The sequence below is a fragment of the Flavobacterium sp. genome, assembly GCF_047602195.1.
Lineage (GTDB): Bacteria > Bacteroidota > Bacteroidia > Flavobacteriales > Flavobacteriaceae > Flavobacterium.
Map to the genome: position 1 here is coordinate 1541031 of NZ_JASGHW010000004.1, position 15080 is coordinate 1556110.

The 15080-nt window shown below is 46.8% G+C and carries 13 protein-coding genes and 1 tRNA gene; 2 read left to right on the top strand and 12 right to left on the bottom strand.

From position 1 onward, the window contains the following. The 3 genes from QM717_RS13030 to QM717_RS13040 form a co-directional block, all read right to left on the bottom strand. Positions 1-762: a hypothetical protein gene (locus QM717_RS13030; protein ID WP_415037975.1), complete on the bottom strand. Its 762-nt coding sequence runs from the start codon at positions 760-762 to the stop codon at positions 1-3. Between the two features lie 252 nt (positions 763-1014). Next, positions 1015-1767 carry an SDR family oxidoreductase gene (locus QM717_RS13035; RefSeq protein WP_415037977.1) on the bottom strand — a complete coding sequence of 251 codons (753 nt, stop codon included), beginning with the start codon at positions 1765-1767 and terminating at the stop codon, positions 1015-1017. 430 nt (positions 1768-2197) lie between these two features. Next, a tRNA-Pro gene (locus QM717_RS13040) sits at positions 2198-2272 on the bottom strand. 172 nt (positions 2273-2444) lie between these two features. Here QM717_RS13040 and trxB point away from each other — a divergent pair. Further along, entirely contained in the window at positions 2445-3389 is a 945-nt protein-coding gene (gene trxB, locus QM717_RS13045) for a thioredoxin-disulfide reductase (RefSeq protein WP_415037979.1), read from the top strand. Between the two features lie 109 nt (positions 3390-3498). Here the strand turns inward: trxB and QM717_RS13050 are convergent, their stop codons facing one another. From QM717_RS13050 to QM717_RS13090, 9 genes are all read right to left on the bottom strand, one after another. After that, entirely contained in the window at positions 3499-4332 is an 834-nt protein-coding gene (locus QM717_RS13050; protein ID WP_415037981.1) for a GIN domain-containing protein, read from the bottom strand. Between the two features lie 56 nt (positions 4333-4388). Next, positions 4389-5234, bottom strand: coding sequence for a transglutaminase-like domain-containing protein (locus QM717_RS13055; RefSeq protein ID WP_415037982.1), 846 nt, complete (start codon positions 5232-5234; stop codon positions 4389-4391). Positions 5235-5381: 147 nt separating this feature from the next. After that, the gene (locus QM717_RS13060) at positions 5382-8960 is read right to left on the bottom strand and encodes a M1 family aminopeptidase (RefSeq protein ID WP_415037984.1); all 3579 of its coding nucleotides are present in this window, start codon (positions 8958-8960) and stop codon (positions 5382-5384) included. Between the two features lie 18 nt (positions 8961-8978). Then, positions 8979-9851 carry an ABC transporter ATP-binding protein gene (locus QM717_RS13065; protein ID WP_415037986.1) on the bottom strand — a complete coding sequence of 291 codons (873 nt, stop codon included), beginning with the start codon at positions 9849-9851 and terminating at the stop codon, positions 8979-8981. 147 nt (positions 9852-9998) lie between these two features. After that, positions 9999-10739, bottom strand: coding sequence for a head GIN domain-containing protein (locus QM717_RS13070; protein ID WP_415037988.1), 741 nt, complete (start codon positions 10737-10739; stop codon positions 9999-10001). 2 nt (positions 10740-10741) lie between these two features. After that, on the bottom strand, positions 10742-12481 hold the full coding sequence (locus QM717_RS13075; protein ID WP_415037989.1) for a PspC domain-containing protein: 1740 nt from the start codon (positions 12479-12481) through the stop codon (positions 10742-10744). Positions 12482-12486: 5 nt separating this feature from the next. Further along, positions 12487-12816, bottom strand: a complete 330-nt coding sequence (locus QM717_RS13080; protein WP_415037991.1) for a PadR family transcriptional regulator — start codon at positions 12814-12816, stop codon at positions 12487-12489. 82 nt (positions 12817-12898) lie between these two features. Beyond that, complete coding sequence (locus QM717_RS13085) at positions 12899-13660, bottom strand: GIN domain-containing protein (RefSeq protein WP_415037993.1); 762 nt, start codon at positions 13658-13660, stop codon at positions 12899-12901. A 309-nt stretch (positions 13661-13969) separates the two neighbouring features. Further along, the gene (locus QM717_RS13090) at positions 13970-14425 is read right to left on the bottom strand and encodes a DUF4870 domain-containing protein (RefSeq protein WP_415037995.1); all 456 of its coding nucleotides are present in this window, start codon (positions 14423-14425) and stop codon (positions 13970-13972) included. Positions 14426-14582: 157 nt separating this feature from the next. Here QM717_RS13090 and QM717_RS13095 point away from each other — a divergent pair, with 157 nt between their 5' ends. Beyond that, positions 14583-15053 carry a DUF4442 domain-containing protein gene (locus tag QM717_RS13095; protein WP_415037997.1) on the top strand — a complete coding sequence of 157 codons (471 nt, stop codon included), beginning with the start codon at positions 14583-14585 and terminating at the stop codon, positions 15051-15053. The last annotated feature ends 27 nt before the right edge of the window (positions 15054-15080 follow it).

Here is a 15080-nt window from a genome sequence, read left to right on the forward strand (position 1 = left end):
CTAAATCGCCTCGACCGAATTGAACAATTTGAATTCGCGCTCGAGTTTCTCCGGTGTGTCGGGCTGCTTCTGGATTTCGAGGAATTCCGCGTGCGAATAAATCACGAGCGGCTTGAAATCGCAACATTTCTGTTCGATCGTCACCACTTTGTTCTGGTGTTTGAAAGTGTACTTGTTCGTATCGAAATGACTGATGTTGACACCCGCATTGGCAATCACGGCCATCTCATCGAGGTTGTGTTTCTTTGGCGTGACCGAATAACGCCCAAATTCCTGTTGGTGCAAATCGATGAGCGCCTTGCGCGTACTGGCAATCTTGCGGCGGTAAAAATCATGGCTGTGGTTGCCAAAGGTAAAGCAATTGAGTGTCTGCATTTCCAGGCGGATCAACTTCTCGTATTTGAATACCGGTTTGAGCGAAGCCTCAAATTCCTCATCGTCCAGGCTAAAGGCATAGTACACATTCGAATGGTAATTGATGTTCTCGATGTCCTGGTGCGTATGGTGGTGGTGGCTGTAATGGCTAAGGTCGCATTGGTCCTTTTCGCCGGGCAGGTACAATTTGCGCGTCATGAAATTGTGCTTGGTCGCCGTCTCATATTCCTCGATTGTCATCCCGAAATAATAATTCAAAAACAGGTGGTGTTCTTTTTTATAGTTCTTAATGGGTTTGAGTCGGTAAGCTTCTTTGTTGCTGTTCGAACTTCTCTCGCTCTGGCATCCCAATAAAACAAGGGCCAACAATAAGGTAATGATTCTCATACGCATTCAAATTTAGGTTTTCAAGATACGGCGCAAAATCGAGCGACGCAAAAAGCAACCGTGGCGTTCGACGATTTTTTGAAACCATTCAACGAATTTAATGTTGGGATTTTGGGCGTGCCGGCGGCAGGGAAAATACGTTTGAAATGAAAGTGCTTGGATGCCGCCGTCGGGCTTTCGGCTGCACGCGGTGCTTGCCTCTATCCCTCACGCGGAGGTTGGAAGTCCGGCATCCAAGCTTGTTTTGTTCATTTATCTTAAATTCCCTGGGATTGAAATCCAATCGTCATAAGAAATTTTCCCCAACGTAAAGGCGTTTTGTGCCACCAACGTATCCGGTTCAATAGGAGCGCCTGAGTAAGTGGGTGTTGCTTCTTTTTCCACTTGGGTCGGGTCATTCTTTTTGCTTAAATAATAACCAATCCATTCATTGATCGGCCATTTTTTCGGGCCTCCAATTTCCAAGGTTCCCATTTCAGGCTTTTCTGAAACCCTTGAGGTCACAAAAGCGGCTACTTCCGCACTGGCAATCGGTTGGATGAAAGATCCTGACAAGCGTATTTTACCGTCAACGGTACTCATTGCCGCGATTCCTCCAGCAAATTCATAGAATTGTGTGGCCTGGACAATCGTGTACGGTGTATCGGAGTTTCTGATGTGGTCTTCCTGTACCTGTTTGGCACGAAAATAACCACTTTCCTGCAGTTTGCTTGTTCCAACAACAGACAGGGCAATGAGGTGTTGAACACCGGCTTTTTTTGTGGCCTTTAGCAAATTTTGACTCGAAGTTTTGAAAAAATGCATTACATCTTCGTCTGCAAAAGAAGGAGCGTTAGACACATCGATCACTACATTTGCATTTACAAGTGCTTCGTCAAGGCCTTCGCCTGTAAGTGTATTGACTCCCGTATTTGGAGATGCCACAATAACTTCATGTTGATCTTTTAAAAGAGTGGTTGCTTGACTCCCGATTAAGCCAGTACCACCAATAATAACTATTTTCATTGTATTGGTATTTAGATGATTACAAGGCAAAGCTAAATCTTGAAATGGAGGAAAAACTTGAAGTACTTCAAGAAATGTTGGGTTTAAGGGAAAAGTATAAGTTTAGTGTCGAATAACTGCAATAGAGTGTTTGAATTCTTGGCCTCGCTACGAATTTGGGCAGGGTTACTTCGTGGTCTTTGGTTTGGGCAACTGTTGGAAATGAAACCCTGTGGTTTTTTCCGTACGGTTATTTTTGGATTCTTGGCTTCGCTACGAATTCGGACAGGATTACTCACGTGATCCCGAGTTAGGGACAACTGCTGGAAGCAAAATCCCTGCGACCTTCGGCCGAGGGATTTTTTGTTTTTGGAAAACTGCTCGAGCGAGCTCGGCAGTTTTCCAAAAACAAAAAATCCCTGCTGTTTGCACAACAAGGATTTTACTTCCGTCGGGGTGGCAGGATTCGAACCTGCGACCTCCTGGTCCCAAACCAGGCGCGATGACCGGGCTACGCTACACCCCGAAAGCGTCGGCAAATATATAACTATTTTTGTGTTCGCCAAAACTATTTTGAAAAAAGAATGGTGTTCATAAAATAGCCCGATTTGTGAATACTTCAATAGCAAAAACCAATTATGGGCTGCTTGAAAATCGGCATTTATGACTTACTTTTGTGCCTCAAAAATTAGACAACTATGCCAGATATCGAAAAAGTTAAATGCTTAATTATAGGTTCAGGGCCTGCGGGTTATACCGCTGCCATTTATGCCGCCAGGGCCAACATGCATCCGGTATTGTACCAAGGAGCGCAACCGGGCGGTCAACTGACCACCACCAATGAAGTCGAGAATTTCCCGGGCTATCCTGACGGAATCACGGGCCCTGAAATGATGGTCGAACTCCAAAAACAATCCGAGCGTTTCGGAACCGATGTACGCGACGGTTGGGTCACCAAAGTCGATTTCTCTGTCCGCCCACACAAAGTTTGGGTCAATGATGTCAAGGAAATCCACGCCGAAACCGTTATTATTTCCACAGGGGCTTCGGCCAAATACTTGGGATTGCCATCCGAAATGCATTACCTGCAAACCGGCGGTGGCGTTTCTGCCTGTGCCGTTTGCGACGGATTTTTCTACAGAAACCAAGAAGTCGTGATCGTTGGCGCCGGGGATTCGGCCTGCGAGGAAGCGCATTACCTTTCCAAATTGTGTAAGAAGGTAACGATGCTCGTGCGTAGCGAACAATTCCGTGCTTCCAAAATCATGGAAGAACGCGTGCGCAAAACCGAGAACATCGAAATCCTGATGCACACCGAAACCGTTGAAGTCATCGGTGACGGACAAGTCGTGAGCAGTGTTAAGGTCATTAACCGTGCGACGGGAGAAGAAAGCATCATCCCAGCCACCGGATTCTTCGTGGCGATCGGACACAAGCCCAACACCGACATTTTCAAGGATCACATCACGCTCGACGAAACCGGTTACATCGTCAATAGACCGGGCACTTCGCATACCAATGTAGCGGGCGTTTTTGTAGCAGGAGATGCCGCAGACCATGTGTACCGCCAAGCAATCACTGCAGCCGGAACCGGTTGTATGGCCGCTCTCGATGCCGAAAGGTTTTTGGCTTCGCAGGAATAATTAGGTTCCGGAAGGATAAAAATAAATAAGCCACGAATTCACGAATTTGAGCAGTGTTGGCATTGCTTTTAATTCGAGAATTAGTGGCCTTATTTTTTAAAATTTCAGCCTATTTTGTAGGCTTCTTGTACAAGGTGGCGTTGTCCTGGAACTTTCGCAGGTCGATTTTTTGGTCGCCATAAATTGAAATTTCGGCCTTGCCCGTGGCCTCGATGGCCATCCAGGTAGTGCACAACACGCTGCAAACGGTATAGCCCTCGGCGATGAGGTTGGCGTTCTTGGCCGTGAAATTCTTGCCTATGAAATTGGCGTTGTTGTCGAGTCGCAGTTTGAGGTCGTTGGCATCGCCTTCCACGACCGCAGTCGATTTCTGGTACATGTCAAATTTGAGGAAAGACGAGGAAATAAGCGCTTTGAGCTGGGCGTTTTTACTCAGTTCGATGTTCGTTTGCTCGCCGGTTATATTGAGTTCGGCCTTCGATTTGTCGTTGCCCATGAACGTAAAATTCTTAGACTTTACATTGGCGAAAATCTTCGAACCATCGAAAGCCTTGAACGTAAAATTGTCGAGTTTGATGTCGGCCAGCGCCGTTACGTTGGCCTGGTTTTTTGCCGTCAGCATCTTGAAACTGTCGGTGTAGGTGATGCGTACGCTGAATTTCTTGGCACCGGTCACGTCCTTTGAAGCCGAGAGTTGCAATAGGCTCGCATGCTGGTTGATTTGGATTGCCTCGTGCAGGTTGTCATCGGCTTCGATTTCAACGCCGCATTTGTCGCCTTTGATCAGGAAAATTTCGAGGTTGTCCGATACTTCGAGTTCGGCGAATTCATCGATTTCTTTCTGCTCGACGGTGACAATTTTAGAGCCTTTGATTTTTTCTTTGGTTTGTGCGGAAACGGTTACGCTTATCAACAGTAAAGCAAACCAGGTGAGTTTTTTCATCTTTGATGGGGAATTAGTACGGCAAATATAAAAAGGTTAAAGCGAATTTGAACGGATTATTTGGCGGCCAACTTCTGGAAATATTTCGGAAGCAGTTTCATTCGGTAATTGTCGAGCACGAAAAGAAAACCGAAATTCTTGCGCAGCAGGATCATCATCGTCGTGATCACAAAAACCGGATAGCGGTCCGAAAACTTATCGAGGTATTTGTCGACCACCGAATTCTGGTAATTGATGGTCAGGAACGGAATCGTCGTCTGGGCGTAAATCTTGTTCAAACGGTCAAGCGACTTGGGCTCGTATCCCGGAATAAAAAAACGGAACGCATTGCGCTGGTTGTTTCGCAGACGCGTGAAAGCCTCGATGGCCGACAATGGCTGGTCGTCGTTTTCTGCAGTAAAATAAAACGCCTGGTGCACATCGATGGCAATCCATTTGTTCCACTCCGGGCTGTAGATTTCGTTAAAGGTGTGGCCGTATTCGGTCTGGAAGAAATTGTGGACACAATTCCATTCCTTGACCAATATGCTATTGATGACACAGAAGTTGTTAAAAATCTGGGAAAAATCATTGCAAACGCCGCCGTTTCCGTTCAGCATCGCGCGCAAAGTTTTTTCGGAAGACAGGCTCAATCCGGGACCGCCCTTGATGTGGGTACGCAAATAGGTTGCAATCGCAATGGCCTTTTCAAACGCGGGCATGTTGGGTTCCAATGGGATTTGTGTATTGGTGTCGAAATACAATTTCGGGATGTCTGGGCTCAAATTGATGTCGTTGTAACAGCCCGCAGCCTCTGGATTTTTACCCTTATAGTTTTTAGACAACAGGATATATCTCGCATAATAGAGCAGCGGATGCCTTTTGATCATCCATTTCAATTTTTCTTTCGAAAACAATTTCATCAATAACCGATTTGTATTTGAGCATGATAGCCCATGGGAGATTTGAAGGTTTCCAAATATATGAAAATAATTTGACTACCCAAGTCGGCCAACAGTTTGGTAACACAGGCATAAAAAAACGCCCCTAAAAAAGGGGCGTTCCTATGGTTATTCTTCCAATTTGCGGATGTTGTCGTCTGGAATGCGATCGACCAGATAATTGTAAGGATCGATGCCGGCTTCGTACGGAAGTCCGTTGACGGTAAAGGTAAAGGTATTGTCCTTTTGGGTAATCTTGAGCCGCTTCTTGAGCAAGACTTTGCCCAAAATGCCTTCTTCTGTCGGTTTGGCGAATACGCCGATATCGATGTAATCGGCCACCGGCACGGCGGTTTCATCACCCAATTTATCGGAATAGAATTTTTCTGAAACCGTCTTGAGCGTCACCTGGTAGGCATTGCCGACCTTTTTGTATTTGGCTTCGAGCATGCGGTTGTTGAACAGCGTGATCTTTTCGAACAGATCCGAAACCAGGTACTGCAAGCTGTCGGGCGTGGCTTTCCTGAATTCGCGTACGGCCATGTTCGCGGTCGGGTAAGGTGGATTCTTATAGCCAAATTCTGTAATCAGGTTCTTGAGCGCCCCGTTGACCTTTTGCTCGCCGATCATTTCCTTCAGATAATACATCACGACGCTGGCTTTGTTGTAATGGATGTACTGCTGACTCTCGGTTTTCATAAGCGGATTTTCGCCTTCGAGTTCGCGGCTACGGCCGTTGAGGTAATCGTCCATTTCATACTTGAGGAACTTTTTCATTTTGTCCTTTCCGTATTCCTTTTCCATGACCATCAGCGCCGAATATTGCGCAAAACCTTCGCTCATCATTTCGCTGCCCTGCATGTTGGCGCCGCAAATCTGGTGCGCCCAATATTGGTGGCCCATTTCGTGTGCAACCACATAATACACCATGTCGATGTCCTGTGCCTTGACGTCGCGCAAATCAGTGATGAAACCGATGCTTTCGCTGTACGGCATCGTTCCCGGAAAGGCTTGTGCGAACGAAGCATAACGCGGAAATTCAATAATGCGACATTGTTTGTGCCTGTACGGACCAAAATTTGTCGTGTAATAATCGAGCGATTTCTGCATGCTGCTGAGCATATTCGGGACGTTGTAGGCGTGTGCCTTGTCGTAATAGACTTCGAGGTCGATGCCGTTCCATTTCTTGCGCGCCACTTCATATCTTCCCGAAATGAACGAATAGAAATTGAGCGATTTCTGGTCGAGTTTGTAATTGAAATATTTTCTTCCATTCGATGTCCACGTTTTGACGAGCGAACCCGGCGCAATCGCAATCTGGTCAGGCGAAGTACTGATGGTCGTGTTGACGGTGACCCAATCCGAATCGCTGTTGAGGTAGGTATTCGATCGGGCTTTGAGGTCGTTGTCATTGAGTTTCGGCATGCGCTCGCGTGGCGGCAGTTTGCGCTTGACGCGTTCGTTCTTGTCCGAAATCTCGATTTCGCTGTTGTATCCGATCGACGGCATGATGTCGGTATTGTTGAAGAAAGTCCCATTCTGCGTGAGTTGCGTAAAGCTGACTTCATTCTCGAAACCTTTGTTGATTTTCTGGAGCTCGTAATCGACCTTGATCGAATCGTTCGGCAAGAGCGGATGGTTGAGTTTGTAGATGCGGTAATACAAATCCTTGTCGTTGTGTTTGAGTTGGCCCGCAATGGACAGTTTTACTTCCTCCGAAAGCGAAGGCATCGAAAAATGCACTTCTTGGATCGGTTGCACAGAAACGTTTTTGAGCCAAAATTGTGCTTTGGCCACAAGGCTTCGGTCTTCGGGCATGATATCGATCTGGTAATCGATTTTGCAATAACGCGGCTGTACCAAATGCTCGTATTTCTTGTATTTCTTTTCGTAATCGACCTGTTTGCTTTCCTGTGCTTCCGAAGAATCGTAGTGGTTCAGCACTTTGGTGTTGTAATACACAAAACTGCCGCAGAGCGCAAAAATGACAATGCTGGCGATAATGGCCATGCGTTTCTGCCCGAACCGTATTTTGGCCTCGGCCCAACGATAGCGGAATTGCGGCTCTTTTCCACGGATGTAAAACAGCGAGATCACGAAACACAAAATCAAACAAAACAATGTCCAATACAAGCTGAACCAAGCCATGCCCGGTACAAATGGCCCAAAACCGTTCATATCCGAATACGTTACGGTAGGACGGTGTCCGAACGAAATCATGTTGCTGTCGAATTCGAGCAATCCCCAAATGAAACTGTTGACGATGATGAACGTCACGAACGCAAAATAAGCGATGTAGCGGTTGTTGATCAGGTAATGGAACAACAGCGAAAGAATCGTCAAAAACAGGAACGCCAGCAAACGCAATCCCAGCAAAGACTTGATGTAAACGTCGAGTTCGTAGCGCGTGTAACCGTACAGGGTTTGCGCCATCACACCGATGACAATCGATCCGATCAGCACGATCGCAATCGCGGTCATGATGGCGATGACCTTGGCTGCGAACAACATCCCGCTCCAAACCGGTGTCGCGTCTTCGATTTCATTGATCTTGGCATCGCGTTCTTTCCAGACCAGAATGCCTGTGTAAAAAGTGATGAAACCAATCATGAACAACTCATAATTGTCCTCGATGCTGGCCACGACGATGTAAGTCACCGGATACCTTGTGGTGCCGAACATGCTGGTCAGCATCGTCAGATCGGCGATCAGCAAGATGAGTCCGATGATCATCAGCGTCAGGAAAGAGGGGCTCTTGACAATGGCCCGGGTTTCAAACTTGATGATGTTCCAGAAAATGGAAAGCGAAAAGGCATTGGCCTTGGTAGGTTCGAAAACAGCGTTGGAAGCAACCGGTGCTGGGGTGTGCTTGATTTTCTTCGGTTTCTTCGCCTTTTCATTGCGGCTGTTGAAGGAGAAACGCCAGTAGACCACAAACAGGATCACGAGCGTAATGCCGATCCACAGCAAGCGGTTGAGCATCAAGTCGCCCATAAAAGCCACCGATTGTGCATTTTTCTCGGCCACGGTCATGTATTTGGTCATGATTTCGAAGGCGGTACCGCCAAAAGGATCGATGAGGCTGGCGGCAAATTCGTTCTGGATGTCGCGCATGTACCTGCCCGAAAACGAATAGATGATCAGTAGCAACATTCCACCGATAAACGAAACCATACTGCTCCTGAAAATAATGCCAAGACTGTACAGCAAAACCCCTGAAATGATCACATTGGGCAAACCGAAATTGAGGATGCCGTACAGGTGTGCCGACCAGATGATTTCGCCGAAACGTTCCGCCGGCGCCATGCCAAACAAAGGCGACAGCACAGGAGCAAGCAGCGCACCGAGTGAAACGCCGAGCATCGGAATCACTGAAATAATCACGGCTCCGAAGAATTTTCCGAAGAAATAATCACTTTTCTTGATCGGGGAGGAAAACACAAACTGGTGCATTCCGTACTGGAAGTCACGGTTTGCCGTCGCATTCATGAAAGCCGTCGTCATCAACAGACAGACAACCGACATGACCGAGTAAAAGTTCTCGATGACATAAGGTGCATTTTTATGGATGTTGCCGATGCTGCCGCCGATCTGTACATTGTCGGAAGCCATCGCAAAGAAAACGAGCAAGGTATTGATGAACAGGAAAATCCAAATCATCGGCGTGCGCAGCCAATACCGCAATTCATAACGTATAAATGTCCACATAAGAGTTACGGATAAAGGTTAGACGAGTTCGTTGAGTTTGGCGAAAAAGACGTCTTTGAGGTTTTCTTCGGCCTGGATGAAACCACTGTTCAACGGCGTTTCCGAGAACACGTGGATCAGGGGTTGCCCGCCCACCAATTTATTCGAAATGACTTTGTAGTCGTTCTGGTATTGCTGCAGTTCGGTTTTGCCGACTTTCTTTTCCCAGACCTTGCCGCGCACTTCGAGCAAAGCGTCGTCGGTGTTGCCGCTGAACAGTACGCGTCCGTGGTTCATGACGGCCATCTGCGTACACAATTCGCGGACGTCCTGTACGATGTGGGTCGATAAAATCACGATGATATTTTCCCCGATTTCACTCAGGATGTTGTAGAAACGGTTGCGCTCGCCCGGGTCGAGACCGGCGGTTGGCTCATCCACGATGACAAGTTTCGGATTTCCGATGAGACATTGCGCAATCCCGAAACGCTGGCGCATCCCGCCGCTGTAGCTGCTTACCGCTTTCTTTCGGTGGTCCCAGAGATTGACTTTGACAAGCAAATCCTCTACGATCTGTTTGCGTTCGGCTTTCGATTCGAAACCCTTGAGCATGGCCAGGTGGTCGAGCAATTCGACGGCCGAGGTACGCGGATATACGCCGAATTCCTGTGGCAAATACCCCAGAACTTTGCGTACGGCATCGCGGTTGTGCAAGACGTCGATGTCGCCGAGCATGACCGAACCGCTGTCGGCATCCTGCAAGGTCGCCAGTGTACGCATCAGCGAAGATTTTCCGGCGCCGTTCGGACCGAGCAGCCCGAACATGCCTTTCTGGATGGTGAGTGAAACATCGTGCAGGGCATGTACGCCGTTGCTGTATTTTTTGTCGAGGTTTTTGATGGTTAATTCCATAGAAGTTTGGTTGGTTGTTTTTATTGGTGATTAATAATTTTCTGATGGACGATTGACTCGGGGTAGGACGGAGCTCCCCCCAATTTGTTACAAACGATTTCGGAGTTTAAGATAAAAAAAATCCCGCTTTGAAACGGGATTTTTTGTCTATTCTTTGGTAATACTGCCGCCAGAACTCGCATCCCGGCTGATGTTCTTGGGTTCGTTGTGGTAAGTCACGCTGCTGCCACTGCTGGCTTCGGCCTTGAGGCTGCCCAATGGATAGACGCTGGTGACGCTTCCGCTGGAGGCATCCGAAATCACGTCATTGGCCAACATGGCTTCGGCATCGATGACGCTACCGCTCGAGGCATCGGTTTCGAGCTTGAATGCCTTTCCTTTGAGCCGTACATTGCTGCCGCTGCTGCTTTCGACGGTGACATTGTCGGCTTCGACCGAAATCTTGATTTCACCCGCACTGCTGGTCGTGAGCCCGATGTTTTGGCCCTTGATCGTATTGAGGCTTTCGATGAAAGCACCGCTCGATGCCTGCAAACTGGTAATGTCGGGCAATTTGACGATGATCTTTTTAGAAGAAGCATCGTTGATGTCCACATCGGTGGTGATGGTCAATATCCCGTTGTTGACCTCGGTGGTGATGTGCTGCTGCAAATTCTTATCGGCCACGACCGAGATCGATCTTTCGGAAGATTGTTCCACTTCGAGTTCTAGTCCGCGGCTGATTTCGATGGCCGTAAACGGGGTGTCGTTGTTGCGGTTTTCGGTCACGACATTGCCGTCGCCTTCGAGCCCTGGCCCTAAATCGACATCGAATCGGCAGGAAGCAAACAGTAACGCAATGGTTGTCGCTACGATTATTTTGGTGATAAAAAGGATAAAGCGCATCATGGTTATTTGGTTTTAATGGTGACTCCGTCTTCGTTGATCTTGATGCTTTTTACATCTTTGGTTTCCTCGGTTTTGCCTTTTTTGATCAGGATGCCGTTGTCGTTGAGGATCATCGTTGTGGTGGAATCTTCGGCTGTTTCATGGTCTGCATCTACATCGTTCCATTCGTTTTCCTCGGCAGGACAGTTGAGGCATTTCACTTGGTCGGCATCCACTTTATAGGTGTAATTTCCGGACCAGTGCAGGTTGAAGAAGCCATCGTCCGAACGGTCATATTCTTGTACGCTCTCATCGGTTTTGAGGATGGTTCCTTTGGGCAGGTACAAGAAGATTTCTACTTCCTGGTCGCGGTATTTGCTCGCCACTTCGGCCAAAAGATAGTTGTCGAAAATGAGTTGGTTGCCTTCGAGTTTGTAAGCATAAGTGATTTTTTCGGCACGCTGTCTGGCCTCGGCAATCGTTTTGCCTTTGGCTTGTTTCTCGATCTGGATGTACGGCAGGGCCGCATCGGTTTTGAGGATCTGGAATGAAATCTCGTTCGAATAGATCACATCTTTGCCGTTTTCGTCCTGTACGAATTCGAAATCGTTTCTATGGTTCACGTTCTTGGCGAAATAGTCATTGTAACGGAACTTCACGAAAAGCGTATCGGTCGGTTTGATCTGCAAGGTTTCTTTTTGGACCACTTTGCCTTTGTAGGCGAATTCGGTGGCCTGTTTCACGCCCAAGGTCGTCAAGATCCCGACGCTGATGAGCCATACGGCCAGCAAGGTATACTTGGCGATGTTGCCGATCGATTTGTTGTTGTCGACGAGCAATTTGAGCCCGAGCAGGAACAAGAAGAAGAACGGGATGCCAATCGCGAAAAGTCCGAGCAACCCGATGATCCACATCGGCAGATCGGTATAATTGAGCGCGTCGATGTAATTGTGCACCGGCATGTCGATGAAGGAGGTCGATCCGAGCATGAAAAAGCTGATGAGCAACCCGATCAAGGTCATCCCCGCGAAAATCGCAATCACACCGCCCAATACTTTGGCGAAAGCCTTGAAGATAACCGAAAACACATCGCCGACATTTCCGGCTGCCCTTTCAAAACCAGTTTTGACCTGGTTTCCCATCTTGTCGTAGTTGGCATTCTTGAATTTATCGGATACATTCTCGAATTCCTCGCGCACTTTGCGTTCGATGTTCGAAATGTTGACCGGTTCGCCCGTCATTTCGAGTTTTTCCGAAGTCGTCACCGCGGCAGGCGTCACCATCCACAATACGATGTAAGCGATGATTCCCGTTCCCACACCGGCCACGACGAGCACGATGAACAGGATGCGGAGCCATACGGCATCGATACCGAAATAATGGCCGAGTCCTGAGCAAACCCCACCGAGCATGCCTTTTTCGGTGTCGCGGTACAGTTTTTTCGATTTGCGGACGTATTCGAAATTAGGAACGGTCGTTTGTTTGTTGTCGCCATCGTCCTCGATGCGGTAATCTTCGGGTTGGCCCATGATCGCGATGATTTCGTCGACTTCGCGCACATTGATCACCTGTTTGTCATGGGTGTGTTTTTCCGAGATGATTTCGGCGATGCGCATCTCGATGTCCTTGATGATTTCGTCCTGTCCGCTCGAGTTGGAAAGCGAACGTTTGATGGCGTCAAAGTAACGGGTGAGTTTTTGGTATGCATCCTCGTCGATGTGAAAAAACATACCGCCTAAATTTATATTTACTGTCTTGTTCATGACTTTTATTTTTGGTTTGTGATTATGTTTACCGCATCCGACAATTCTGTCCAGGTGCCGTTTAATTCATTGAGGAAAATTTTTCCGTTTTCGGTCAGGCCGTAATATTTGCGCGGCGGTCCCGATGTCGATTCTTCCCAACGATAGTTGAGCAGTCCGTCATTTTTGAGTCTTGTCAGCAAAGGGTAAACAGTGCCTTCCACTACAAGTAGTTTTGCGTTTTTTAAAGTGTCCAATATTTCAGAAGTATAGGCATCTTGCTCTTTTAAGACCGATAAGATACAGAATTCCAAAACACCTTTACGCATCTGGGCTTTTGTGTTTTCAATATTCATAAGTTTCTATTTATAGTTTGCGGCGGTTTCATGTAGTTTACACAATCCCGTTTTCGTTTTTTTAGCTTTCATTTTCCGGGTCTTATTTCGCGGCAATAACCGTTTTGGTCATTTTGCCGTTGGTTCCGACCGCATTTTCATTCATTTTTACTTCACTTGGTTTGCCGCTGTAAGTCACTCTTGCCGATTCGCCTACATGGATGTCGATGTTCTTTTTGGCGTATATTTTTGTGGTGGAATACTCCCGTGCATTGATGAACAATTTCTCGGCTGAAAAATTCCCCGCATCGCACAAGGCGTAGTGGTTGGTTTTGATCATGGCCGTCTGCGCATTCCCGGTCAGGATGGCTTTGGCCTGGTCCGAAAAATCGCCGTACACGGCATCGGTTTGTACAAAACCTTTGTAAAAAGTACTGTCATCGGCTTTGATCGATACGCTTTTCGGCGTTAAGATGCTACCGCTGAATTGGGCACCCGAGCTCAAGGTCAGGCTGAATTCCGGAGCCGAGATTTGGTTGGTGACGTTTACGACCGCATTTTTCGAAGCCTTGAGGCTGCTGAGGTCGTGCCCGGTTACATAAACAGTATATTTTTCCATGGGTTCTTTGGTGTCTTTGAGTTGGATTTTGAGCATGCCGTCGTTGATTTCGGTTGAGACATTGGCCAATTGGCCGGCATTGCCGGTAACGTTGATTGCCGGTGCTTCGCCTTCGGTGTAAATCAATTCGATCGGGTCTTTCACTTCAATTTTTGAGAATGAGGATACGTTTCTTTTTTCGTTTGTTTGTGCCTGTCCCAAGATTGCGGTAAGGAAAAGGCCGAGAGTGATGATTGTTGATTTCATGATGATTTTCGTTTTTTGACTAATGATTAATGATTGATTTGATGATTTGATTTTGAAACTTCCCGGACTTTCCTGACCCCAAATTGAAATTTGGCAAAAAACAATTCAAGATCAGGATAAGGCTGGGTTAGTTTCGGTTGATTTTTTCCGCTACGCTCCAAACAATTGCTTCGCCAGTTCGTTAAAGCTCGTGTCGGCGGCGCCTCGGGTGATGATTGTGATTGATTGTGATTGATTGTGTTTTTTGATTGATGATTGAAACTCGAGTGATTGATTGTGATGATTGATTTGTGATGATTGAAACCTTGATTACTTTATAAATGGAATCGTCAAAGGATATTTGAAATCTTCGCCATTGGATGATTGGACCGAAGCGTAGATGATCAGGAAAAATTCAGTGACTTTCAAAGCACAGAATAAAAAGCCGGCCATTACCGCAACGGCGACCATTCCGCTGATGTTGCCCAAGCTAAAATTCTCGATGATCCAATCTTCGCCATTGAAAATACTCGAAAGCGTTACGTTTTTGAATACGGTGAAGAACAGGATGGGAAACGCGATCAGCCCCAAAACAAGTGTGTACAAGAAAAGGCTCAATTGGAAATTGATGGCTTGTTTGCCTTGCGCATCAATGTAGGGCGATTTGTCTTTGGTCGAGCTCCAAATCACTACCGGTAAAATGTAGTTTCCAAAAGGAACCAGGTATTGCGACAAAGTACTCAGGTGGATCAGTGCAGCGGTGTTTTTGGTATTAGTGGTTTCCATAGTTCTAAATGTTAGATAGTAATTTCTTATGCAAATATATATTTAAAAACCAGTATCTTGTTTTGCATAGTACTAATTATTAACAAAAATTTAACAATTAAAAAATGACTGTTTGTAATCCAAAAAGGTGTATATTTCAATAAAATATCAATAAACAATGGACTTTACAGCAGGCAATATCAATAAGTTTCTCTTTTTCAAACTCCCATCAGCTTTCCTATGTGGGGTGCGCGCCAGGGGCATCGATGACCAAAAATGCGAAGTCACCGTACGCCACCGCTGGATCAACCAAAACCCTTTCCAATCGATGTATTTTGCCGTGCAGGCGATGGCCGCCGAATTGTCTACCGGCGCTTTGGTCATGAACCACATCCGCAAAAGCGGGCATCCCATTTCGATGCTCGTCGCGCAAAACAAATGCACCTTTACCAAAAAGGCAACAGGCAAAATTGTATTTTCCTGCCAAGACGGCATCAAAATCAAAGAGGCGATTAAAGAAGCGTTGGCTACAGGCGAGGGGCAAACCTGCTGGATGACTTCTATTGGTACCAATGAAAATGGCGAAGTGGTTTCGGAAATGCTTTTCGAATGGACGGTCAAGCCCAAACAAAGGGAAAACCAACGTTAAACCTAACCTAATTAACATTTAATTTGG

Bases quoted from the DNA above. Each gene is read 5' to 3' on its own strand.
- QM717_RS13075 (WP_415037989.1), bottom strand. From the start codon at position 12,481: ATGAACAAGACAGTAAATATAAATTTAGGCGGTATGTTTTTTCACATC.
- QM717_RS13080 (WP_415037991.1), bottom strand. From the start codon at position 12,816: ATGAATATTGAAAACACAAAAGCCCAGATGCGTAAAGGTGTTTTGGAA.
- QM717_RS13030 (WP_415037975.1), bottom strand. From the start codon at position 762: ATGAGAATCATTACCTTATTGTTGGCCCTTGTTTTATTGGGATGCCAG.
- QM717_RS13060 (WP_415037984.1), bottom strand. From the start codon at position 8,960: ATGTGGACATTTATACGTTATGAATTGCGGTATTGGCTGCGCACGCCG.
- QM717_RS13090 (WP_415037995.1), bottom strand. From the start codon at position 14,425: ATGGAAACCACTAATACCAAAAACACCGCTGCACTGATCCACCTGAGT.
- QM717_RS13055 (WP_415037982.1), bottom strand. From the start codon at position 5,234: ATGAAATTGTTTTCGAAAGAAAAATTGAAATGGATGATCAAAAGGCAT.
- QM717_RS13035 (WP_415037977.1), bottom strand. From the start codon at position 1,767: ATGAAAATAGTTATTATTGGTGGTACTGGCTTAATCGGGAGTCAAGCA.
- QM717_RS13085 (WP_415037993.1), bottom strand. From the start codon at position 13,660: ATGAAATCAACAATCATCACTCTCGGCCTTTTCCTTACCGCAATCTTG.
- trxB (WP_415037979.1), top strand. From the start codon at position 2,445: ATGCCAGATATCGAAAAAGTTAAATGCTTAATTATAGGTTCAGGGCCT.
- QM717_RS13065 (WP_415037986.1), bottom strand. From the start codon at position 9,851: ATGGAATTAACCATCAAAAACCTCGACAAAAAATACAGCAACGGCGTA.
- QM717_RS13070 (WP_415037988.1), bottom strand. From the start codon at position 10,739: ATGATGCGCTTTATCCTTTTTATCACCAAAATAATCGTAGCGACAACC.
- QM717_RS13095 (WP_415037997.1), top strand. From the start codon at position 14,583: ATGGACTTTACAGCAGGCAATATCAATAAGTTTCTCTTTTTCAAACTC.
- QM717_RS13050 (WP_415037981.1), bottom strand. From the start codon at position 4,332: ATGAAAAAACTCACCTGGTTTGCTTTACTGTTGATAAGCGTAACCGTT.